21 protein-coding genes are annotated in these 21,976 nt (G+C 37.1%); 6 read left to right on the top strand and 15 right to left on the bottom strand.

Going from position 1 to position 21,976, the window contains the following annotated elements:
• Positions 1-46: 46 nt before the first annotated feature.
• From ACIFUW_RS00170 to lacG, 4 genes are read right to left on the bottom strand one after another with little or no spacing between them, the layout of a single operon-like run.
• Positions 47-1,678 (bottom strand): glycoside hydrolase family 53 protein, encoded by a 1,632-nt coding sequence (locus tag ACIFUW_RS00170; protein ID WP_002288633.1) that lies wholly within the window; start codon positions 1,676-1,678, stop codon positions 47-49.
• Between the two features lie 13 nt (positions 1,679-1,691).
• Complete coding sequence (locus ACIFUW_RS00165) at positions 1,692-3,365, bottom strand: PTS lactose transporter subunit IIBC (RefSeq protein WP_125278137.1); 1,674 nt, start codon at positions 3,363-3,365, stop codon at positions 1,692-1,694.
• Between the two features lie 12 nt (positions 3,366-3,377).
• Positions 3,378-3,695, bottom strand: a complete 318-nt coding sequence (locus ACIFUW_RS00160) for a PTS lactose/cellobiose transporter subunit IIA (RefSeq protein WP_002288635.1) — start codon at positions 3,693-3,695, stop codon at positions 3,378-3,380.
• A gap of 24 nt (positions 3,696-3,719) precedes the next feature.
• The gene (lacG, locus tag ACIFUW_RS00155; protein ID WP_002288636.1) at positions 3,720-5,120 is read right to left on the bottom strand and encodes a 6-phospho-beta-galactosidase; all 1,401 of its coding nucleotides are present in this window, start codon (positions 5,118-5,120) and stop codon (positions 3,720-3,722) included.
• Positions 5,121-5,356: 236 nt separating this feature from the next.
• Between lacG and ACIFUW_RS00150 the strand changes: the two genes are divergently transcribed.
• The gene (locus ACIFUW_RS00150) at positions 5,357-6,142 is read left to right on the top strand and encodes a DeoR/GlpR family DNA-binding transcription regulator (protein ID WP_002288637.1); all 786 of its coding nucleotides are present in this window, start codon (positions 5,357-5,359) and stop codon (positions 6,140-6,142) included.
• Positions 6,143-6,144: 2 nt separating this feature from the next.
• The gene (locus tag ACIFUW_RS00145) at positions 6,145-6,837 is read left to right on the top strand and encodes an HAD family hydrolase (RefSeq protein ID WP_002288638.1); all 693 of its coding nucleotides are present in this window, start codon (positions 6,145-6,147) and stop codon (positions 6,835-6,837) included.
• A gap of 273 nt (positions 6,838-7,110) precedes the next feature.
• On the opposite strand, the gene ACIFUW_RS00140 is transcribed toward ACIFUW_RS00145, so the two are convergent.
• The 6 genes from ACIFUW_RS00140 to ACIFUW_RS00115 all read right to left on the bottom strand — a co-directional run bounded on the left by ACIFUW_RS00140 (position 7,111) and on the right by ACIFUW_RS00115 (position 12,290).
• Positions 7,111-7,482, bottom strand: coding sequence for a hypothetical protein (locus tag ACIFUW_RS00140; RefSeq protein ID WP_002288640.1), 372 nt, complete (start codon positions 7,480-7,482; stop codon positions 7,111-7,113).
• A gap of 399 nt (positions 7,483-7,881) precedes the next feature.
• Entirely contained in the window at positions 7,882-8,112 is a 231-nt protein-coding gene (locus ACIFUW_RS00135) for a DUF6568 family protein (protein ID WP_002288642.1), read from the bottom strand.
• 93 nt (positions 8,113-8,205) lie between these two features.
• Positions 8,206-8,544 (bottom strand): hypothetical protein, encoded by a 339-nt coding sequence (locus ACIFUW_RS00130; RefSeq protein ID WP_002288643.1) that lies wholly within the window; start codon positions 8,542-8,544, stop codon positions 8,206-8,208.
• 927 nt (positions 8,545-9,471) lie between these two features.
• Positions 9,472-9,588 carry a putative metal homeostasis protein gene (locus ACIFUW_RS00125; protein WP_002288644.1) on the bottom strand — a complete coding sequence of 39 codons (117 nt, stop codon included), beginning with the start codon at positions 9,586-9,588 and terminating at the stop codon, positions 9,472-9,474.
• A 475-nt stretch (positions 9,589-10,063) separates the two neighbouring features.
• Complete coding sequence (locus ACIFUW_RS00120; RefSeq protein ID WP_002321472.1) at positions 10,064-10,942, bottom strand: acyltransferase domain-containing protein; 879 nt, start codon at positions 10,940-10,942, stop codon at positions 10,064-10,066.
• 322 nt (positions 10,943-11,264) lie between these two features.
• Positions 11,265-12,290 carry an FUSC family protein gene (locus tag ACIFUW_RS00115; RefSeq protein ID WP_002288649.1) on the bottom strand — a complete coding sequence of 342 codons (1,026 nt, stop codon included), beginning with the start codon at positions 12,288-12,290 and terminating at the stop codon, positions 11,265-11,267.
• 358 nt (positions 12,291-12,648) lie between these two features.
• Between ACIFUW_RS00115 and ACIFUW_RS00110 the strand changes: the two genes are divergently transcribed.
• On the top strand, positions 12,649-13,152 hold the full coding sequence (locus ACIFUW_RS00110; protein ID WP_002288650.1) for a VanZ family protein: 504 nt from the start codon (positions 12,649-12,651) through the stop codon (positions 13,150-13,152).
• Between the two features lie 811 nt (positions 13,153-13,963).
• On the opposite strand, the gene ACIFUW_RS00105 is transcribed toward ACIFUW_RS00110, so the two are convergent.
• Positions 13,964-14,101: a hypothetical protein gene (locus ACIFUW_RS00105; protein ID WP_002294338.1), complete on the bottom strand. Its 138-nt coding sequence runs from the start codon at positions 14,099-14,101 to the stop codon at positions 13,964-13,966.
• A gap of 94 nt (positions 14,102-14,195) precedes the next feature.
• Complete coding sequence (locus tag ACIFUW_RS00100; RefSeq protein ID WP_002288651.1) at positions 14,196-14,774, bottom strand: TMEM175 family protein; 579 nt, start codon at positions 14,772-14,774, stop codon at positions 14,196-14,198.
• Positions 14,775-14,942: 168 nt separating this feature from the next.
• Between ACIFUW_RS00100 and ACIFUW_RS00095 the strand changes: the two genes are divergently transcribed.
• Positions 14,943-15,140 carry a hypothetical protein gene (locus ACIFUW_RS00095; RefSeq protein ID WP_002294340.1) on the top strand — a complete coding sequence of 66 codons (198 nt, stop codon included), beginning with the start codon at positions 14,943-14,945 and terminating at the stop codon, positions 15,138-15,140.
• Between the two features lie 102 nt (positions 15,141-15,242).
• Here the strand turns inward: ACIFUW_RS00095 and ACIFUW_RS00090 are convergent, their stop codons facing one another.
• A complete protein-coding gene (locus ACIFUW_RS00090) occupies positions 15,243-16,061 on the bottom strand; it encodes a ZIP family metal transporter (RefSeq protein ID WP_002294342.1) in 819 nt (272 codons plus the stop codon).
• Between the two features lie 164 nt (positions 16,062-16,225).
• Between ACIFUW_RS00090 and spxB the strand changes: the two genes are divergently transcribed.
• Complete coding sequence (gene spxB, locus ACIFUW_RS00085) at positions 16,226-17,956, top strand: pyruvate oxidase (protein WP_002288384.1); 1,731 nt, start codon at positions 16,226-16,228, stop codon at positions 17,954-17,956.
• Between the two features lie 185 nt (positions 17,957-18,141).
• Here the strand turns inward: spxB and ACIFUW_RS00080 are convergent, their stop codons facing one another.
• Positions 18,142-18,663 (bottom strand): HdeD family acid-resistance protein, encoded by a 522-nt coding sequence (locus ACIFUW_RS00080; RefSeq protein ID WP_169040268.1) that lies wholly within the window; start codon positions 18,661-18,663, stop codon positions 18,142-18,144.
• A gap of 248 nt (positions 18,664-18,911) precedes the next feature.
• Between ACIFUW_RS00080 and ACIFUW_RS00075 the strand changes: the two genes are divergently transcribed.
• Positions 18,912-20,534, top strand: coding sequence for an ABC-F family ATP-binding cassette domain-containing protein (locus tag ACIFUW_RS00075; protein WP_002288381.1), 1,623 nt, complete (start codon positions 18,912-18,914; stop codon positions 20,532-20,534).
• Positions 20,535-20,662: 128 nt separating this feature from the next.
• Here ACIFUW_RS00075 and ACIFUW_RS00070 read toward each other — a convergent pair whose 3' ends face one another.
• Positions 20,663-21,526 carry a DegV family protein gene (locus tag ACIFUW_RS00070; RefSeq protein ID WP_002288377.1) on the bottom strand — a complete coding sequence of 288 codons (864 nt, stop codon included), beginning with the start codon at positions 21,524-21,526 and terminating at the stop codon, positions 20,663-20,665.
• Positions 21,527-21,976: the final 450 nt, after the last annotated feature.

Here is a 21,976-nt window from a genome sequence, read left to right as displayed (position 1 = left end):
TGTGGCTGAAGGGAACCTCCGATCTTGAATCGAAACGATCCGCAGTCTATTGTTTCACCAATGAAACAAAATCAACGTTCGTCCAAGCATTTCCTGAAGCCTTGCTATAAACCCCAATTTCACAAACACCTGTTGTAATTGGAATGTCTTTGATTGTAATTTTTGTCCATTCACTTGTTTTAACAACCGCAGTATTTAGTTCCGCTCCACCATAATTTTTGATATATAACTGATTAGTATCAAACTCTCCCCCAGACATTACATAGGCACTCAATGTGTAAGTTCCTTTGCTTATGCCACTAACATTTTGATAAGCTGATGCCTCGTATGCTTGATCCTGCCAAAAAGTTAGTTTGTAGTCCCCAAAAAAAGTGCCCGCTTCCGTTTTGATCGTACCCTTAGCGGTTCCTTGTTGAAACCAGGTTTGCCAATTGGAAGGACTGGTCGTTGGTCCATCGCTTTCGAAACTTGCATTTTTAACTAGATTTATTTGCGCCCCTGCTTGTTTAAACGCACGCAAGCTTGGCAAGGCGTTTCCAGCAAAATCAAACATCGCTTGGTTGTCCCATTCGTTTCCCATAGTGGATTGAACACTGAGATAATTCATACCTGCTTGTGTTGCCCAACTCACATTTCCGTTGTACCAAAGAGGTTCCCAATAGAAGAAGCCCGCCCCGCGATTATTCGGTACTGCCTGAATCCGATCGGCAAGATCCAGCAAATACTCTGCTTGTCCTGTCGGTGTTGGTTCATATCCCCCCGCAGCTGCTTCGGCTTCACCAAAAGCATTTGGCATAGTATCGGCATTCGCTGTTGTATGCCCATAAGCTGTTTCAACTACGATCACTTCTTTACCATACCGTTGGCTGATCGCATTCATATTGGTTTGAAGTTCATTCATTGAACCGTGCCAATACGGATAATACGACACTCCAATTAAATCAAATGACACACCTCGACTCGTGATTTCATCAAACCACCAAGTAAATGCTCCTGTATCGCCACCATCAGCTAAGTGGAGCATTACTGGAGTTGTTTTAGGTTGAGTGTCTCGAACAGCTTGGATACCAGACTTCAAAAAAGCAGCCAATCGATCAAATTCTCCCCCGCCTTCTCCCCAAGACTTGCCATAAGGCCAGAGCATTCCGCTATTCAGTTCATTGCCGATCTGAACCATATCAGGATAAACGTCCAGCTGCTTCATTTCCGACAGAACGTTCTTTGTATAGTCGTACAATGCCGTATTCATTTCTTCAAAGGTCAGACCTTGCCATGCTTTAGGAAGATTCTGTTTCCCAGGATCAACCCAAAAATCACTGTAGTGAAAATCCAGCAGCACCTTAAGTCCCAGATTTTTTGCTCGTTTTGCAAGGTCAATCGTCGTTTCCAGATCATTTGTCCCTGCTCCATAACTTTCTCCATTACTATTATAAGGATCCTGCCACAAACGCAGTCGAACATAGTTGACACCATTATTTTTTAAAATCTCTAAGGCATCTTTTGAAATATCGTCTTCATAATATTTTGCACCAGATTTTTCCATATCTGACAGGATCGAAATATCTGCTCCGCGAATAAATTCGCTGGCAGATGCTTCAACAGTTTTTGAAACAGCCCCCAAAGCCCCTAACACAGCTGCAAATAAAACAGCTTTACGCAACCAAATTCCCATTTTCATTATGGCTCCTCCTTTATTGAAATTGGTTCAGAATAAACTGAACAGCTTTTTCAGGATCTCTCGTTAATCCGATATATTCTGCTCCTTTTGTCGCAACCAGCTTGATTCCTAAGCGATCGGTGTCTTCTTTGATATCATCATAGTAAGAATTGACTTGCGGTGCTAAGACCACCATATCAAAATCCTGCAGCATTTCGTAATGAGAACCATAAGCACCCGCCATTGCACTGATCGGTGCTTTCGATTCAGATGCACCTTTTTTTAAAGCATTAGCTAACATCGCACTTGTCCCTGCGCCAGCACAAAGTACCAACACATTGATTTCTTTATTTGCATCGCTGATAACTTGACTCGCTGCCACAGGTACTTCCTCACGTACATCGGCAGAAGCACCTTCCTCGGTTGCGATCACCTCTGCTTTTTGTGCTTCTTTCTCTACTAAGACAGCATCGTATGCTTTGCAAAATGGTAGATAGATCAGGAAGTCAACGACGATTAGAACCGCTGCTAGAACAAAAGCTAAGATACCCATGCCCGTTCCTAGAACCAAACCGATCGGTGCTGGAGTTGCCCAAGGCAAAACGTACATAAAGCTGTTCATGCCCAATACATCGACAAAAAACTTGAACAGGCAAACGTTTACAACAGGTGTTAACAAAAATGGAATAAAAAAATAAGGGTTCAAAATCATGGGTGCCGCAAATAGCAATGGTTCGTTGACAGCGAAACTTACTGGAATAAAGGAAGCTTTCCCAACTGCCTTCAACTGCTTAGACTTAGCAAAGAGTAGGAAGATAAAAGGAACAACCAATGTTGCCCCAGTTCCTCCCATAGTTCCTACAAAATTCCCTAAACCCACCGTCAGTACTTTAGAAGCTTGTTCACCGGAATTGAACAATTGCAGATTGGTTTCCACATTGGCATAGATAATTGCCGCAATTGCCGGCTCCACGATCGACGGTCCATGAACACCGACAAACCAAAACAGCGCCATCGCTCCCCAGATAATAGCGATTCCTAAGTACCCGTCAGCTGCTGTAAATAGCGGCTGCAGCACCGTAATGATTGCTTCTGCAAATGAGATTTGGAAGATTTGTCGAATGCCTAAATCAATTAAAACGGCCGCAAATACTGAAAAAGAGAAAGGAAAAATATCTCGGAAGGTTTGCGAAATCGTTCCAGGAACTTCTTTAGGCATTTTAATGGTAATATCTTTCAGCACACAAAACTTATATAAATTAACTGTTAAAAATGCAGCGACAAAGGAAGCCAGTAGTCCCTTTGTCCCCATATATTCCGTTGAAAATCCACCTTCAATCGGAGAGACGCTTAACAACAGGAAACTTACCACAGAGGCCAGCATCACAGAGGTGGTGTTGATTACTTTGTTTTTCGGTAAGCGACGATTCATCGAATCAGCCAAGCAGCGAGCAGTGGTTGCTGAAACGAGTAACCCTACAACACCCATCGAATAATTATAGACTTTCCATAGCCATGTGGAGACAGATTCAGGCCATTGGTAACCAAAAATCTCAGGAACCGCAGCAATCAAAATGAAAATGCTTGAAAATAAAATAGCTGGCATCGCTGTTAAAAATCCGTCACGAACGGCTCCTAAATAACTATTACGTGAGATTTTTTCAAAAAATGCTTTCCCTTTTTCGATTTGTTTAATGATTCCATCCATAGCGTTCTTCTCCTATCCTTGATTCTGTCTGTACAGTACAATAAAGTCTTGAATCAGATCTCTCAGCAATAAAGTGGTCATTAAATGATCCTGCCCATGGATAAAAATGAATCCCATCTCCATCTCTTTCCCAGATGCTTCTTCCGCTAAAATTTTTGTTTGCGAATTATGTGCAAGGGTTAAATTTTCGTCGGCTTCTTTCAACGCCGAATCAACATGTTCAAAGTTTCCTTGTCTTACTTCTTTCAATAATTTCAATAATGTACTGCGAGCGTCGCCTGAATATGCAACGATCTCAAAACCAAGCATTTGTAATTCCTCTTTATTCATCTTTTCTTCCTCCATTATCACTTATTAAATAATCGTTTTGGTTTCACTGACCAACTTGTACCAGTAAGCTGATTCTTTTGGGTAACGCTTCTGGGTTTCAAAATCAACATAAAACAAGCCATACCTTTTGTTATACCCATTTGTCCATGAGAAAAGATCCATAAGCGACCACAAAAAATACCCCTTCACATTTACCCCGGCTGTTATCGCCTTGCTTAAGGATTCCAAATAGACTCTCAAATAGTCGATTCTCGGCTGATCCATAATAATGCCATCTTCAAACTGATCTTTATACCCCATCCCGTTCTCAGTGATATAGATTTTGTTGTAATGTGGGTAATCGCTTTTAATTCGCAGCAACAAGTCATATAGACCTTCTGGATAAATCAGCCAGTCCCAATCAGTTCGAGGAATTCCTTCTTTATAAATACGTTCTCCGATTCCCTTCACTTTATAAACAGAGGTCCCTTTTTCACCCGTACCGTTATGATGGATTGCATTTTCTCCATCGTAAGCTTTGACAAAATGGCATTGGTAGTGATTGATCCCTAAGTAGTCATTACGCGTGGATGCTTTTTTCAATTCAACGAAATCTTCTTCAGGAAAATGATAGCTGGCCTGATTTGCTTCACATATCTCATCAAGAGCAGTCAAGGTTTCAGTTGAATAATAGCCTAAATAGGTAGCATCTAATAAGAAACGGATCGACAATGCATCGTCTAAAAAGGCAGCATGCTTATCTTCCGGCGCGTCTGTTGCCGCATATTTCGTCTCTAATGAGTGAACTACACCAATTTCACCCGGAAGTTCGTTTTCTTTGAAATAGTTCACTACACGGGCATGAGCAACCATCATATTATGAAGACAGGCGACGATCTTTGTAAAATCATATTTGATTCCTGGTGGGAAAACACCTAACAAATATTGATTGGTTGCAACTGGATAGATTTCATTAAAGGTACTCCACACCTTGACTTCTTTGAATTCATGAAAACAAAAAATGGCATAGGAAACAAATGCTTCTATTGTTTCTCGATTCAAAAAATCTCCATGGTCAAACAAACGTTTAGGGGTATCAAAATGATGCAACGTCACAAACGGCGTTACGTTTCTTTTCTTACATTCTTCGAACACACGATGATAAAAAGCGATTCCTTCTGGATTTGGTTTCCCAGCTCCATCAGGAAAAATGCGGCTCCAAGCAATGGATAATCTTAGACCATTTACACCAAAACGTTCACACAATTCAATGTCCTTTGCATATTGATGATAAAAATCACTTGCCGGATCGGGACTGAATCGCCCTTGTTCCTCTAAAAAGTCATCCCAAGCAACAGCGCCTTTGCCACCTTCCTTAGTGGCTCCTTCAACCTGATAGGCTGCTGTGGCTCCGCCAAAAATAAAATCTTCTGGTAATTTAAGCATGTACATCTCTCCTCAAATCTATAATCAGTTTTCGCTCTTTCTAACTGATTGCATTGTAAACGCATCCAAAACATTTGTCAACAAAAACAAACACAAATAATCATAAAAACCAGAAAACAGCAATAAAATCTATTGTAACAAACATAAAAACCACCCTAAATGTTTACTTTTGTTCGAATTAGATTGACTGTTGTCCGTTTATATGATAGATTATCCTTAAATTAGAGGTGAAGACAATGTTGAAAAAAGAAAGATTGCTTACTATCGTAGAAATGGTCAATAAAAAAGGAATCCTTACCGTTAATGAAATCATCAATCAATTAGATGTTTCTGATATGACCGTTCGCAGAGATTTAGATGAATTAGAAAAATCGGGCAAGCTGCTGCGTGTCCATGGAGGGGCTCAAAGTCTTTCCTACACTTTAGATCAAGAACTTTCTCACACTGAAAAAGCCACTCTGCAGATTCAAGAAAAAAAAGAAATTGCTGCCACAGCAGCCTCCTTGATTCACGAGGGAGAAACGATTTTCTTAGGACCAGGTACAACAATCGAACTATTGGCGACGCATTTACTGAACAAGAAAATTCGGATCATTACAAATAATTATCCAGTTTTTGATATTCTTGCTCAAGCAGATGGACCAGAAATTCTACTGATTGGCGGTGATTTCCGGAAAAATACCGGCGCATTTGTCGGACCGATCACCAACGACAATTTAAGAAGACTAAAGTTTACAAAAGCATTTATCAGTTCAAATGGCGTTCACAACGAAGCGATCTCTACTTACAGTACCGAAGAAGGAGAAGCACAGCAGATCGCTCTAAATAATTCCCGTAAGAAATATCTACTCGTTGATAATAAAAAATTCAATCGAGATGATTTTTATGTGTTTTATAATTTGCATGATTTCGATCTGCTCATTACGGATCGCCAGATCTCGCGGGAGGTTCAAGAGCACTATGCACAATATGTCGATCTGCAAATTGCTGATTCAACCGAAAATACCACTATAGGAGCGTAACTATGAAAGGGATTATATTTGATTTCAACGGAACAATGTTTTTGGACTCTCATCTGCATGAAGCTGCTTGGCTGCATATGATACATGATCATACAAAAGATGGTTTATCAGACGAGGATATTTTAAAAAATATTCATGGTCGGACGAATACGGAGATTTTGAAACATTTCATTTCAGAGCATTTGACCGCCTCTGAGATCGCCGTATTGTCAGAAGAAAAAGAAAGCTATTATCGTATGCTTTGCTTGCAAAATGAAAACGAGCTTCAGTTGACAAAAGGGCTTGAAGCGACTCTTGACCAGCTGACTGACCAACAGATTCCATTAACGATTGCCACGGCTACTGTCAAAGAGAATGTTGCTTTTTATTTTGATATTTTCGATTTAGCCCGCTGGTTTGACTGGGACAAGATTGTCTATGACGACGGCTCTTTCCCTGGGAAACCGCAACCGGATATTTTTCTTAAAGCGGCAGACAAACTGAGCTTAGCTCCGGCTGATTGTCTTGTTATCGAAGATGCTTACTCAGGATTACTTGCTGCCAAACGTGCGGGGATCGGAACAATTATTGCAATTGATCCATTCGGTAAAAACAAAACAGTATTTGAACAGGCACAGCTAAATAAAGATGGAACCATCAAAGATTTTACTGGTTTTTGGACAGAGCACCTGTCTGCCACATCCGTTAATTCTTAAACGATTCAACTAACTACCAAAGAAAAGCAACTGAAATGCACACCTCCTTTTATAAAAAACTGCCAGTGAAACGACATGAAAGATACACTGCTATATCCTTAGTGAAATATAGCAGTGTATCTTTGACTTTTTCATTCTTTTAACCATATGACGCGTTCATCTCTATCTATAATTAACATTAAAAATAGTGTTTTCACATTATTTCTCAAACCAATCTTAAAAATCATCAGGAGTACTTTTTTGATATACTTTTATTAATGCTGGGCGTAATGGTTAAAAGATTTCCACTAGTTCCTCTCCACCAAGCTGAGTTGAAAAATGCTTATCTGTAAACAACATAGACAAAGAGGAAATAAACGTTTCCGTATCTTTCTCTGTCCCAAGGATATTAATTAATTTTCCTACTAGGTAAGTATCATTAAACTTAAGATCTGCCTTCACATCAAAAGTTTTGATAAAAGCTTTTATCATGCGTACAATTTTGTCTTTATCGCCATAATTGATTTCACCACTCATATCAATATAGTCACTAATCCCTGAAGAAATAATGGCAACTGCTTCTTCTTTCGCCTTATCAGATAATTCATTTAATGACTGGGATTGATTGATGACTTCTTGAGTTTTATCTGTTACGTAATCTCTCATTATCCTATCGGCATACTCCGCAAAGTAATCTTGAAAAAATTCTTCTACAGGGTAACCAACTTCGTTTTCCCAACCAGGAGAAATTTCATTATCAGTACTTATTAAATCTATTAAAAACCAACCCGTTCTCTGAGTGTTGATTCTATAATATTTTTAATTTCCTATATAAATCAAAAATATTATAGAATCAATAAGCTAATTAAGAAACAAACTTTAGAAACTCTAGAAGAACTTCTGAATTTATATAGAAGTGTGTAGCTACTTACTAAATATACAAAAGTTAAAATAAAATACTCTGGATACTCTTTATACTGCATTAAAGTTAGTAATATTAACAGCAAAGATATCGAAAAAACAATAACATAATATGTGTCAAAATTTTTCATAATAAGAACTCCCTTACTGTTGCATACTAACATAATCCAAAAACTCTTCTACTTCAGCTAAAGACATTCCACTTTCTTTAGTCCAAAAAACAGTTTTTTCTATCGATCCTTCTCTGTAAACTGTAAATGTCGGAGTCGAGTTAATTGAGTAGCGACTCTTGAATTCTTTCCACTCATTTTCATCTTCTCTAACTTTTGCTACATTCACGTAATAAATATTTTCTTTTCCCTTTTCTACCAGCATATCGAATAGCTTCCTGCTTTTGATGATCGATTTCTTGTGCTACATCTAGTAAATTTTCATCAATTTCTATATCATAAAGTATTTCACTAGTGTCTACATCCACAATATATACTTTTTATCAGTAGCAATTTTTGAGTAATCCGTTAAAATGATCTCAGTCTCGTCACTTTCATCAGTATAAATATACGTTAACAATGAACTCACCTTTTCAATCGGTGTTAGCTCTAAGCCTACTGTATTTTTTACTATTGAGTCATTATTTACCACCATAACTTCGTACTGTATATACCATCCTATTTGGTTTCCATCAATATCAGTAATTGGCTCACTAGCTAATGGAGTCTCCGGAACAATATTTTCCTGATATTTCTTAAACTCTTCTGTAGCACGAAAAAGGTTATCATGTTCCTCACTTGAAACTGGTTGAGTCATAGAAAATGTTACTTGGCTAAACAGAGGGAAAATAAACACTACAATCAACAAAGTATAAAAAAAAGCCCTTCTTTTTCATTTTTTATCTTCCAATCACAAATTGAAAAACTTATTCCTGCAACTTTGAGTCTAGTATCACAATCGACTGACTACAACTATTCATTTACATTCTACTTTAAGTTCCTCCTTAACCATTAATTTTATTAAAGATACTTGTAATAGTGATTCTCACAAAATTTCATGAAAAATACTTTATTACTGTATCTAAAATTCCAATACACAACTTATCGACTATTATCTGAAAACCAAAACTTATTATTCCTTGATGTTATTCTAGCAATAGTAACTGCTTTTTTATTTTTTTGCATATTTTTTCGGCGTTACTTTTTAAAGTTAACTTTTTCGACAAATAGAAAGAGATACGAATCACTGATTTTTTTGAAGAAAAGAAATGGAGTGAGCTGAACGTTAGAGATATTGGGAGCTTTCGTAACTGCTTATTAAACGATAATGGTTATTTGCAACCGTATTGCTCGCTTCTACATGAAATATTTCATGAAATATTTCGCAAAACCTTTGATTATGTAGTTACGTTTCCATTCTTGACTAAAAATGTTTCAAAAACGAACAAAGGTGTTAAAAGGTAAAGTGATCAATACTACTGGTCAAAATAAGAGGTTGAAAGGGAATTGAAAAATAACTACAGATAATACTTTTATAAACGTACGTGCTTTGTGGTTCTGTAGTTAACTATATAACTGGAATTAGGGAATGGTATCAATTTGAAAAGAAAGATTCTACCAATTTATCATATGTTAAAAATGGAAAATCAACAGCAGTTCTTTCGGAAACCTTACACAAAAACCGATTATTGAAAATAGCCGAAAAACGTTTTTCGGCTATTTTTTTAATTAAGTTTCCTTCTTCTTACCTTTTCCCACTATTCCGTTTCACATCTTTGATGATCTTCAGCGCACGTTTTCGTGTTTTGATATTTGGGCTTTTCAAGCGGCGGTATGCACTTGAGATATCTGTTTTTTCCATATGGACGACCCACTTTCTTCTTTGATTGTAGTCATGCTAAAAAACACAAATCGAAACAATTACGATTTGTGTTTTAAATGGTATCAAAAGTTAAAATGAAAGTCAACTTGTTAAAACAGTCGATCAGACTAGCTGATTGACTCCTATCTCTGGAAATAAATTTTCATTATTACGTTTTAGCTACCTAAAAAAGGCCCTCTTGTCCGTTAACTTTAATATCTATTGTTATAGCTAGTTTACCTATTGAACGTACTGTGTGTTCGATAGAACACTAAAAAAGAGGCTGGGACAGAAGCGTTTAACTCCAAGAAACAAGAAGAAATTCACGAAAATTGCTTTTCAAATTTTTGTGAATTTCAGCTTATTTCCGAAGGAGTTGCTTCTGCTTCCGCCGTTTATACGTGTTTAGAGCGTGAGACAAAAGTGTTCTTTACTTTTGTCTCACGCTCTTTTAAACTATTTCGAAGTACTAAACTTATGAAGTAAGAATACCTAAGCCAGAGCCAATGTGCTCGCCTGCAAGCAATTGCTCTTTTGCTTGTCGCTGTAAACTCGTACTTTCTGGATAATCATGTATTTGGGCATCTACTCGTCCAAAGATCCAAGGGACTCCACTATCGTCCTGTTCATCAACTGATAATAATCGATAATCGGCTGCAAAAAGACAGATTTTTGACTCTTTTTTCAACCATTTAGTAAGATTGGGTGATAGTAACCAAGTATCTGTGTACATCACTTGGTAATGGTAATCAGGAAAATAAAGTTCAAAAAAACGAATGGCACTTTCGTAACTATCTCTTATCTTATTCTGAGATAAATCTGCATCGGAAGGAATATGAAGAGAAAGGCACTGCTTTCCTTCTAATCTTAGATCCGTGTACCCTTTCGGAAAATATGTCATTTCGTACTCCAATTCACCAATCCGAAAGATCAAGCCACTAGTGTAATGCCAAATCCAAAAACCACGGTCAAAGCGATAGCTTCCTGTTACTTGGAAATGTTCATGAATAAATCTAGTAAAAGCATTCATTGTTGCCAAATAGATAGTTCTTGGAATCTTCAATGGTTGATAAATTTTTTTCCAACTTTGAGAAGCTGCATATAGATAAATAGCTAATGCTGCAAAAGGTTCCTCTTCATAGACTTTGTCTATTTTCTTTGCAGTCGCCTTTGCTTTATTAGGATCCATTAGTTCATGACTATATTGCTCAAACACCTCATCAAGGATGTTTTTTGCTTGTACAATCATTTGCTCTATAACGACTTTGGGAAGAGTTAAAGTTTCTGCCAGAATTTGGATTTCATTGCTTATTTTCTTCATCAAATTTCCCCTTTTCATATCTTTGAACCTCATTGTTTAAATGACTGATTATCCGGACACCATATGGTATAAACATACTTTTATTGTACACTAACTATAAAACTTAAACTTTCTATGAAGAAAGAATATCTGTAAGACTTTCAAGGAAAGCATTGACCATCTCAGGAAAGTTTATTCAGTTACCATCATAAACAAAATTTTTTGATAGAATAAATATAAAATTTTTTTGAAAGTTCCTTTCCACATTTTTGTGTGAATTTGACTTAATGCTGAGAATCTGGCTTTTGAACACCTTGAATTAGAGGTTGTGACAAAAATCTTGTCATAACCTCTTTTGGCACATATATTTGTCCTTCTATTCTAATTTTTGACGAACAACCGTTAAATAATGTTGCAAACCAACCGTCATTACCCACGCAACACCTAAACCGATGAAACTTCCTATGACGATCCCTAAAAAACGATATTCGATCAAAGAAATCAAGTATGCTCCACGAATAAGTGTAGATAGCATCAACGCCATCGGATTAAGAAAAATATTAGCAACTGCATAATTTCTAGCAACTAGAAATTGTGCGATTCCATATAGAAAAGTGATCAGAAAAATGGTCTGCAACTGCGTAAACGGCACAAATGACAAGAATGCCGACACACATAACCCACCCATCGATCCAATCAGATATTGGACTTGTCGATGCTTCATCGCATCCAAGTTTTCTGCTAGCAAAATCGATGCACATGACAAGGTCAACCAATAAGGATTATGCAGATTCAAGCCGTGACTGACATAAACGGAAAGAAATAAGGCAGCGCTGTAGAAAACAGAATCAATGATCACTAAAGGCTCTTCGTGAAATCTTTCTTTTAAAGTTGCTTTTTCAATTGTCTGCTCAGGCCGTGAATCCAGTAATTTTGTAATCACTGCCGCAATCAGGGCAAAAACGACACCCATAAAAAAATAAAGTGAGACGATCGGTAATTGAGCGATTGGCAGCTGCATGCTCGTTCCCATGGCAGAAAGCATCGCAAAAAACAAGCCACCTGGTTTAGAAATATGGAATAATCGCAACACGAATCTGCTGGAAAAAGCAACCAAAGCTACGGCAAATGGTTCAAGCCATAAAACATAAGTCGATAAGATCCCCAAAACGAAAGCAACCAACAGTCCGCAACCGATCAGAAACATACGTTTCAGCAAATATTTCATCGGTATGTTTTGATAATAGAAAAAAGTAAAGATCCCTAATGATGAAAAACTTGAAATCAAAAAATCATGATTTATGTAACCTAACCATAATACAATAAAGATAAGTAGCATCAGATTCATGATACGAAAAGGATTATCTTGTATTTTATTGAAACGAAAATAAGTCTTGAACAATCTATCCCTCCTTCCTAGTAATTGGAAAAAAAGCTGAACCAAGATGAAATGCCAATCCCGTTTGTCAGCATTACCTAGTATAACAACTATTTCTTGATTTTTCATAAACTTAGTATCAAAAAGTAAACAACTTGGAGAAATTAGAACAAAAAACGAACATTCCGAGTCGTTTTGACAGAAAAAAGATAGCAACTTTTCCAAGCAACTCGCTATCTTAGCTTTGTTAAAGAAACCGGATTCCCAACAAAAAAAAGCTTCTAATTTTCGTACGATAACTACGTTGGTCCTTAAACTTCATACTTTTTTATGATTTTTCAGCGGTTTTCGATGGTATACTTTTTAAATGGAGGAGATGTCTATGCGGTATGTATCAAAATTTTTATTAGGGATTTATTTATTCTTTCTATTATGGTTGATTTTATTCAAGCTATCATTTAATCTTCCACAATTTCTCACTTATTCTTACAGCAATGTCAATCTCGTCCCTTTTTCTACTTTTTCTTTTGAAAATACGACGGTATTACGTGAGACCACTTATAACTTGATTGTCTTTTTTCCTTTTGGGGTGCTTTTGAATGTCAATTTCAAGAGACTTTCTTTTTCTAAAAAATTAGGGATTATTTTCCTTGTAAGCTTCTTGGCAGAATTGATTCAATTCCTATTCGGTATTGGCGTAGCGGACATCACTGATTTGATAACTAATACAACAGGAGGACTGATAGGTTTATGGGCCTATCAACTTCTAAACAAACATCTATCGACAAATAAGTTAGACCGTCTAGCCATTATTTTGGGATACATTTTATTCTTATTTCTGATCGTAGCTTTTTTATTTTTGACCCGAACTGTCCGTCTTCAATAAAATCGTTCGTAAAAAAAGACCGTAATAGACACATTCCAATGTGTATCTATGACGGTCTTTTTATTCAGTCATTGGTTTAAAAAAATCTATTTTCATCTCTAATCTACTATATTATTGCAGCAGGACGACTTGCAGTTTGAAACTGACAGGCTATATTCCCCTTATTTAACAAAAAGGGTTTTTTTTAGCTTAAAGGCTTAAAATCTTAACATTCTTCCTAGTCAATATCTCAATCTAGAAAGGAATTCCGTCTTAATTTATACCCTACTCAGGTATATTATTTTTCTATAAAAAGCTTGTTTTATAAGTAATTACTTTATATTTTCTATGGTTTTTCTCCTTATTTAGGCTCCCTTCTCCTTGATTCTGCCAGTATATTCTGCCTGATCCTACTTTTTGAAGGCATTTCAAAGGAAAAAAACAGTAGTTTTTAGAAGTAGTAGAGAAATCTGAGACACGGTATTTTCTGTGTCGTTATTTTTTAAGTATAAAATAACAAAAGTGTAAAATGAGATATGTTATTTTTTTATTCCAAAAACCACACCGTTTTATACTGTTTGAAAACACGTTAATATTTATTCATTTCTGTTGTATATCTCCTATCAAAAGAAATCTATACGCCCTTCTTTGACTAATTTTTTATTTTTATCTCTTACGAAGTTATCCACTGTGGAAAAACTAACTATCTATTTTTCGATACACTTTTCTAAAAATTAAATTTTCCACAAATAAAAACACGTTTACAACAGAATCATACTGCTGTAAACATGCTTTTCTTAAATAGATAGAACATCAGATTACATAAAGATGTTTATTTTTTTATTGCTGTGAATAATGTCAAAAATCCTACGACACCAACTACTGTCCAAGTCAAATGACCTTGATCCAAATAAATAAGCATCGTGACAAAACTAGTAATCAGTCCTACATGAATTCTTTTTTGATCCATCTGCATCCCTCTTTGAATACTAGTATCACTCGGATATTTGATCGTTTATTTATTTTTTCTATATTTTTCTCTTAAATTTTAAACACGGATCATTTTACCGATATTGTGATTCGATGGTACGACTTGGGATGATCCAAGCAGCTAGAATCACGATGTTTGCGATCAGCACGGCTACTGGCGCTACTAAATACCCTAAGACAATTCCTAACACATTCAAACCAATCGATAGATACGATTTCTTGTAATTATTCAACATCGCCTTCAATGCTTTCTCGTGGCCTTTATTTGCTTTGACAAGTTCTTTTGCCAAGATATAATACGCAATATTAGCGGTCAAGGTAACAAAACCATAAGTCATTTCTGGAGCCAGGCTATTGATGTACTCACTGATCCATGAAGTTGCAAACGGAAAAAGCGAAAGCGCAAAAACAAAGAAACTGTTCGCCCATAAGACCCGTCCATTTATCTTATGTACAACTTGAAATAAATGATGATGATTGTTCCAATAAATCGCTAAAATGATAAAACTGACAATATAGATAAAAAATCGGTAACCTAATGCAGCGAGCGCCTCCCACGTGTCTCCGTTAGGTTCATGAAGTTCTAAAACTAAAATAGTCATGATAATCGCGATTACAGCATCTGTAAATGCTTCAAGACGATTTTTAGGCATGATATTCTCCTCCTTTTCCGCTCTATTTTAGATGATAAACCAGAGAAAAAGCAATTGTTTGATCATTTAAGTAGATGAAGTAAAAATCAGTCTTCAGTTGGAGGTGTTTTTAAACAATCCCTGTTATACTTTTTCTATAGTAAAGAATGAACAAGAGGAGGGTTTTGTATGCGTCAAAAAAATATGTTCTTAAATATCTTCATGGTTCTTTTAGTGCTAATTGCAGCTAGCTTCGTCATCAGTCTTTTTGTCAGTGTCCTAAGCGGGCTTTTATGGTTTGCGGTCAAAGTTCTAATCCCAATCGCACTTATCATCTGGCTTGTTCGCTGGATCAAAGGAAATACACATAGAAAAAACTATTATTAATGTATGATACCATTCACTTCATTATGATATAACTTACTAAAAAAATAGGGTCGCGATATAAGTTCGCGGCCCTATTTGATATATCATATATATTTTTTTTATTTATCCTAATGCCACATCCAAAATCATCATAATGATAAATCCACTCATGACGCCAAAAACTGCAAAATGACGTTTGCTGGACAATGTCTGCTGTGCTTCAGGGATCAATTCTTCCACCACGACATAAATCATTGCTCCTGCGGCAAAAGCAAGTGCATAAGGAAGCAGCAGCTCCACTTTCGTTACTAGTAGCGCTCCAATCACTCCAGCAATTGGTTCAACGATTCCAGAAGCTTGTCCGTAAACAAAGGCCTTTTTACGACTCAGACCTTCTTGTCGCAACGGGATTGATACAGCTGCTCCTTCTGGGAAGTTTTGGATACCAATACCTAGCGCCACCGAAACAGCGGCTAATATAGCGGCTGTCGGATTATCCGCAGTTGCTGCTGCACCGAATGCTACCCCCACGGCTAAACCTTCAGGAATGTTATGCAATGTAATAGAAAAAACAAGCAAGATCGTCCGTTTTAAATGGGTAGGCAATCCTTCTGCTTCATGTTGTGGTCCAAAATGCATATGGGGCAGTGTTTTATCTGCCATATATAAAAACACACCGCCTAAACCAAACCCAATACTTACAACTAGCCAAGCAATATCTCCATTTTCTTCTGCTTTTGTAATAGCCGGATCTAACAAAGACCAAAAACTTGCAGCAATCATGACACCAGAAGCAAATCCTAACATCAAGTTTAGCACTTCTTTTTTGATTTCTTTAAAGAAAAAAACCAACCCGGCACCAAGAGCTGTCATAAAATAAGTAAAAGCTGTCCCAGCAAGTGCTTGCTGCCAAGGTTCAAGTCTCAATAGCCATTCAACCATGCCATTCCCCTCTCTTGAATCTATCTATGTACTACTCTAGCATATTCCCAAAAACATGACTACATTTTTGTGAAAAGACGAATTAGTTGGGATTTTCGATAAAAAGTTCTATACTCTAGATACAAAAAATTTATGTATCATCATTGCTAAAGGAGTGAAACACCATGTCAAAAATCAATGCAGGAATCGCAATGGTAAAAGTTCTTGAAAGCTGGGGTATCGACCATATTTACGGCATTCCCGGAGGATCTTTCAATTCAATTATGGATGCGCTATATCAAGAAAAAACCGAAATCAACTACATTCAAGTTCGTCATGAAGAAGTCGGCGCACTCGCAGCCGCTGCAGATGCAAAATTAACGGGGAAAGTCGGCGCTGTCTTCGGCTCTGCAGGACCTGGTGCGACACATTTGATCAATGGTTTGTATGATGCACAGATGGACCATGTGCCTCTAGTAGCGTTCTTAGGACAAGTTGCTTCTACATCCATGAACTATAACTCTTTCCAGGAACTAAATGAAAATCCTATTTTCGCAGATGTTAGCGTATACAATCGTACAGTCATGACACCACAAAGTCTTCCGCATGTAGTAGATGAAGCCATTAAAGCCGCCTATGAGCATAAAGGCGTGGCTATCGTGACTATCCCTGTTGATCTTGGTTTTGAAGAAATTGACGAACAACCTTTCTCCACCGCTCACACTCACAAAACAAGTGTGATATTACCAGAAGAAAAAGATTTGCTAGCTGCTTTGCCTTATCTTGAAAAAGCAAAAAAACCAGTTCTTTATGTTGGTCAAGGAACGCGAAACGGATTTCCGCAAATCAAAGAATTCTCAGAACATTTTTCAGTTCCTGTTGTCGCTTCCGTTCTAGCAAAAGGAATTATTCCTGATGATTATGAAAACTTTCTTGGTTTTGCTGGACGTGTCGCTACTAAACCCGGAAATGAAGCATTGGCAGAAGCCGATCTGATCTTATTTGTCGGTAGCGACTTCCCATTTGGACGTGCATTTTTTAATCCAACTGCTGAATTTATCCAAATCGATATCGATGCGTCAAAATTTGGACGACGCCATGAAACATCTTTGTCGATCCTCGGTGATGCAAACACAGCTTTGCAAAGACTTGTCGAGTTAGGGGATGCTCGCCCTGCTGATAGCTGGTACCTAGCAAATCAAGAAAATAAAGAAAAATGGGTAAATTGGTTGAAATCTTTTGAAGATCGAGAGGAAGAACCGATTCGTCCAGAGGCTGTCTATAAAGAAATCAATCGTATTGCTGAAGACGATGCGATTTTCGTCACAGATGTCGGTAACACGACTATCCATTCTATTCGTTTATTGAATATGAACGGTAAACAAAAACATACGACATCTGGATGGTTCGCAACTATGGGTAATGGTGTGCCAGGAGGAATTGCCGCACAACTAAGCTACCCAGAAAAACAAGTATTTACCTTAAGTGGTGATGGCGGGTTTGCTATGGTCATGCAAGATATCATTACACAAGTCAAATATCAGCTTCCAATTATTAATGTTGTCTTTTCGAATGATTCTTTTGGTTTCATCGAAGCAGAACAAGAAGATACGGAACAAAAGAAATTTGGTGTATTTTTAGAAGATGCAGATTTCGGTAAAGTTGGAGAAGCGCTCGGGGCAAATAGCTTTACAGTCACAGAATACTCGCAACTTCGATTTGCCTTTGATGCAGCTGCAAAATCAGATCGTCCTGTAGTAATCGATGTGAAGATCAATAACAAGCGCCCATTGCCAGTAGAAGATCTGCATTTAGATCCAAGAAAATATTCTGAAGAAGAAATCCAAGCATTCAAAGAAAAATATGAAGTCCATGATTTGCCAGTATTGAATGAATTATATGAAAAGAGGTTGTGACAACTGCGCTATGCTTCGAGTATTAAGATAAAATTTGTGTATATAGCTTCTCACATTTTTGCATAAATTTGTCTCGACACCTAAAAATCACCTCGTGCATATTTGTCCATGATAAAAAAGCCGGCTTCCAATTACAACAGTAAAACTGTAATCGGAAGCCGGCTTTTTTATTTGTTTGATTTTACTTATCTAAATGCATAGACGATATGTGTGATACCAAATAACATAAAATAGAATCCAACTAAAAAGCTTAATGTCAACACAGAAGAAATTGGATTAAACAATAAGAAAATTCCTAATAAAATTCCTAAAATATTGACGATGATCGTAAACCAATAATATCCTTCACTTACTCCTCTTGCCAAGTCAGCAGTAAATAACGCTAAAACTGAATCAGCAATAAACCATACTGCAAAAACAAAAGGCAATGCTGCGACTCCTGCACCAATATTGAATAAGAAAAAGACGCCAACTAGAATATCGATGATCCCGATTATTAAGGGCATCTTTCCTTTATATCCTGTTAGCTCTTTTAATCTGTTCCGTACAAACAGTTCAAATATCCCTTTAATAAAGGCAAAAATCGCAAAGACTACTACAATTGCAACTAAATTTCCGACAGGGTCTTGAAATGATAACAATGAGACAAGTACAAATAAAATTCCCAAAATCAATGAGCCCCAGTCGATGGTTCTTTTTTCATCCATTTTCAATCCTTCTTTCATTTCTTTTACAGTTTTATAGTACTCCCTCTTATAAATAACGTCAAAAATTATGCTGTTGCAAACTAATAAATCCTATAGTAGCTATTTTCGCTCCGCTTTTATTTTTATTTTTTTCATTCTGTTTCACGTGAAACACAAAGAATGTTCGATTGCCTTGAATCTTTTACCTTTCCCCTATATAATTCTATAAGACTTGTCAAAACTAATAATGATAAAAGTGAGGAAAAAAATTGATTACTGTAAATGATGTGAGTTTGCACTTTTCAGACCGCAAACTATTTGATGATGTGAATATTAAATTTACCCCCGGAAACTGCTATGGCTTGATTGGTGCAAATGGTGCAGGTAAATCAACGTTCCTTAAAGTGTTATCAGGGGATCTGCAGCCTTCCACAGGTTCCGTTACTATGGGACCAGATGAACGGATGGCCGTATTGAAACAGAACCATTACGACTATGAAGACTATACTGTACTTGAAACAGTCATCATGGGACACAAGCGTCTGTATGAAGTGCTGAAAGAAAAAGATGCGATTTACATGAAAGAGGATTTCACTGACGAAGATGGTATTCGAGCAGCTGAATTAGAAGGAGAATTTGCTGAGCTTAATGGATGGGAAGCTGAACCAGAAGCAGCTGTTTTACTGCAAGGTCTGAACATCCCTGAAGAATTGCACCATCAGCAAATGAGTGAATTAACTGGTGGACAAAAGGTAAAAGTGTTATTAGCACAAACACTATTTGGTAAACCTGATGTTCTTTTGCTAGACGAACCAACAAACGGTCTGGATATCCAATCGATCAATTGGCTGGAAGAATTTTTGATCAATTTTGAAAATACTGTGATCGTTGTATCCCATGACCGTCACTTTTTGAACAAAGTATGTACACATATGGCGGATCTAGATTTTGGTAAAATCAAACTTTATGTAGGAAATTATGATTTTTGGTTGGAATCTAGTCAACTAGCGGCTAAACTTCAAGCAAACGCAAATGCCAAAAAAGAAGAACAAATCAAAGAACTCCAAGAATTTATTGCCCGCTTTAGTGCGAATGCATCAAAATCAAAACAAGCAACTTCACGTAAAAAAATGCTTGAAAAAATTACTTTAGACGATATCCAACCTTCTTCTAGACGTTATCCATTCGTTGGATTCAAACCTGAACGTGAGATTGGAAACGACTTATTGCAGGTAGAAAATGTAAGTGTAACGATTGATGGAAAGAAAATTTTAGATGATATATCTTTTAATTTGAGCAAAGAAGACAAGGTCGCTTTCGTCGCAGAAAATGATATAACAACAACAACGCTATTCAAAGTTATCATGGGTGAAATTACGCCAGATACTGGAACAGTACGTTGGGGTGTGACAACAAGTAATTCTTATTTACCAAAGGATACAACGAAAGAATTCGATACTGATCTAACGATTTTAGACTGGTTGCGTCAATATGCAAGTAAAGAAGAAGATGATAACACCTTCTTAAGAAGCTTCTTAGGAAGAATGTTGTTTTCTGGTGAAGAAGTATTGAAACCAGTGAATGTTTTATCTGGTGGAGAGAAAGTCCGTTGCATGCTTTCAAAAATGATGCTTTCGAAAGCTAACGTACTTGTATTAGATGATCCAACGAACCATTTAGACTTAGAATCAATCACAGCATTGAATGACGGCTTGATGGCATTTACTGGCTCAATCTTATTTGCGTCACATGACCATCAATTTATCCAAACATTGGCAAACCGCATCATTGCCGTTTCGGATAAAGGTGTGATCGATCGAGCTGATACGACATATGATGAATTTTTGGAAAATGCAGATATTCAAAAACAATTGAACGAGTTATGGGCATAATGGCCTATTTAGCTTAAAAAATAAAAAAACAGCGACCTCTAAGAGATAGGATGCTCATCTATCTTTTAAGAGTCGCTGTTTTTGTTACAATCAATTTCTGGGCTTTTTTACAGAATGAGTTACTGCTTTTATCGACTGATTCCCATCGAAAAAATCGCGATACAGCCATAGCCTGTGTGACTGGCGATCGTTGGTCCTAAGGGATAAAGCTTCACATCTTTCATCTTTATCTGCTCTTCCAAAAGCCGTTTTGCCTTCTCCGCGCTCTCTAGATCCCCAGCGTAAGCCACATAAACGATTTGATCAAGTGGTGCAACGATTGTTTTTACCGTCTCATTGACGATTGTCTGGATCGACTTGTTTCTTCCTCGAACTTTGTCAACATTCGTCAGCCTTCCTTCTTTATCCACCGTAATAATAGGCTTTACACTCAATAGACTGCCAAGAGTAGCACTTGCTTTGGAAATCCTACCGCCTCGTTCTAGATATTTCAGATCGTCTACTGTTACCCATGAATGGACTTTCAAATAATTACTTTCCAGCCACTCTAGGGTTTCTTCGATGCTTTTACCTTCTTTTTTCAATCTTACAGCTTCCAATACTAAAAGCCCTTCCCCAATACTTGCAGCTTTTGTATCAAAAACATAGATCTCAGGGTCTTCATATTCTTCCTTCAGCAATTCAACCGCTTGAAGCGCACTACTGTAAGAGCCGCTTAATCCACTGGAAAAAGCCACATATAAAACAGGAATCTGTTTTTCCGCATAAGAACGGAAAAATTCTAAATATCGGCCAACATTGATTTGTGATGTCGTAGGCATCGCACCATTTTTCAGCTGATTCATGTAGCGGTCATAATTGAATGTCTTTCCGAGGTCATCTACTAACTCTTGATCATTCAATTGGAGATTCATTGATAAAAAATCAACTTTTTCTTTTGCTAATACATGGTATGGCAGATCACAACAAGAATCTGTTACAATTTGATACACATTTTTCAACCCCTTCTCGTTACATTTTACCCTTATCGTCTATTATAGCAAATCTCTTGCGCTAGACACACTTTAACCGGTTTATTTTCGCAAGTTCTAATCAAAATAAGAGGTTGTGACAGAAGTGGTCAGCTTCAAGAAATAAGAAGGAATTTACGAAAATTGCTTCTCAAATTTTTGTGAAATTTCGGCTTATTTCCGTAGAAGCTACTTCTGGAACACCGTGAATCAGAGGTTGTGAAATCAGCGTTTTGACCTGAGTATTAGAGAAAAAAACGGAAAAAATAGTTCCTCATATTTTGCCGTTTTTTGAGCTAATACCGAGGGTCAGCTGATTGAACACCGTTTACCAAGAGGTTGTGAGCCTGCCGTTTAGCTCCGAGTCACAAGGAACAATTTCAAAAAACAGCTTCTCATGTTTGTTGAATATTGTGACTTGTGACCGAGGAG

This window comes from Enterococcus sp. PLH-Efm8 (assembly GCF_053011625.1).
This window is presented reverse-complemented; position numbering and strand designations above follow the sequence as displayed.

Bases quoted from the DNA above. Each gene is read 5' to 3' on its own strand.
- ACIFUW_RS00170 (WP_002288633.1), bottom strand. From the start codon at position 1,678: ATGAAAATGGGAATTTGGTTGCGTAAAGCTGTTTTATTTGCAGCTGTG.
- ACIFUW_RS00165 (WP_125278137.1), bottom strand. From the start codon at position 3,365: ATGGATGGAATCATTAAACAAATCGAAAAAGGGAAAGCATTTTTTGAA.
- ACIFUW_RS00160 (WP_002288635.1), bottom strand. From the start codon at position 3,695: ATGAATAAAGAGGAATTACAAATGCTTGGTTTTGAGATCGTTGCATAT.
- lacG (WP_002288636.1), bottom strand. From the start codon at position 5,120: ATGCTTAAATTACCAGAAGATTTTATTTTTGGCGGAGCCACAGCAGCC.
- ACIFUW_RS00150 (WP_002288637.1), top strand. From the start codon at position 5,357: ATGTTGAAAAAAGAAAGATTGCTTACTATCGTAGAAATGGTCAATAAA.
- ACIFUW_RS00145 (WP_002288638.1), top strand. From the start codon at position 6,145: ATGAAAGGGATTATATTTGATTTCAACGGAACAATGTTTTTGGACTCT.
- ACIFUW_RS00140 (WP_002288640.1), bottom strand. From the start codon at position 7,482: ATGAGAGATTACGTAACAGATAAAACTCAAGAAGTCATCAATCAATCC.
- ACIFUW_RS00135 (WP_002288642.1), bottom strand. From the start codon at position 8,112: ATGCTGGTAGAAAAGGGAAAAGAAAATATTTATTACGTGAATGTAGCA.
- ACIFUW_RS00130 (WP_002288643.1), bottom strand. From the start codon at position 8,544: ATGACTCAACCAGTTTCAAGTGAGGAACATGATAACCTTTTTCGTGCT.
- ACIFUW_RS00125 (WP_002288644.1), bottom strand. From the start codon at position 9,588: ATGGAAAAAACAGATATCTCAAGTGCATACCGCCGCTTGAAAAGCCCA.
- ACIFUW_RS00120 (WP_002321472.1), bottom strand. From the start codon at position 10,942: ATGAGGTTCAAAGATATGAAAAGGGGAAATTTGATGAAGAAAATAAGC.
- ACIFUW_RS00110 (WP_002288650.1), top strand. From the start codon at position 12,649: ATGCGGTATGTATCAAAATTTTTATTAGGGATTTATTTATTCTTTCTA.
- ACIFUW_RS00105 (WP_002294338.1), bottom strand. From the start codon at position 14,101: ATGGATCAAAAAAGAATTCATGTAGGACTGATTACTAGTTTTGTCACG.
- ACIFUW_RS00100 (WP_002288651.1), bottom strand. From the start codon at position 14,774: ATGCCTAAAAATCGTCTTGAAGCATTTACAGATGCTGTAATCGCGATT.
- ACIFUW_RS00095 (WP_002294340.1), top strand. From the start codon at position 14,943: ATGCGTCAAAAAAATATGTTCTTAAATATCTTCATGGTTCTTTTAGTG.
- ACIFUW_RS00090 (WP_002294342.1), bottom strand. From the start codon at position 16,061: ATGGTTGAATGGCTATTGAGACTTGAACCTTGGCAGCAAGCACTTGCT.
- spxB (WP_002288384.1), top strand. From the start codon at position 16,226: ATGTCAAAAATCAATGCAGGAATCGCAATGGTAAAAGTTCTTGAAAGC.
- ACIFUW_RS00080 (WP_169040268.1), bottom strand. From the start codon at position 18,663: ATGGATGAAAAAAGAACCATCGACTGGGGCTCATTGATTTTGGGAATT.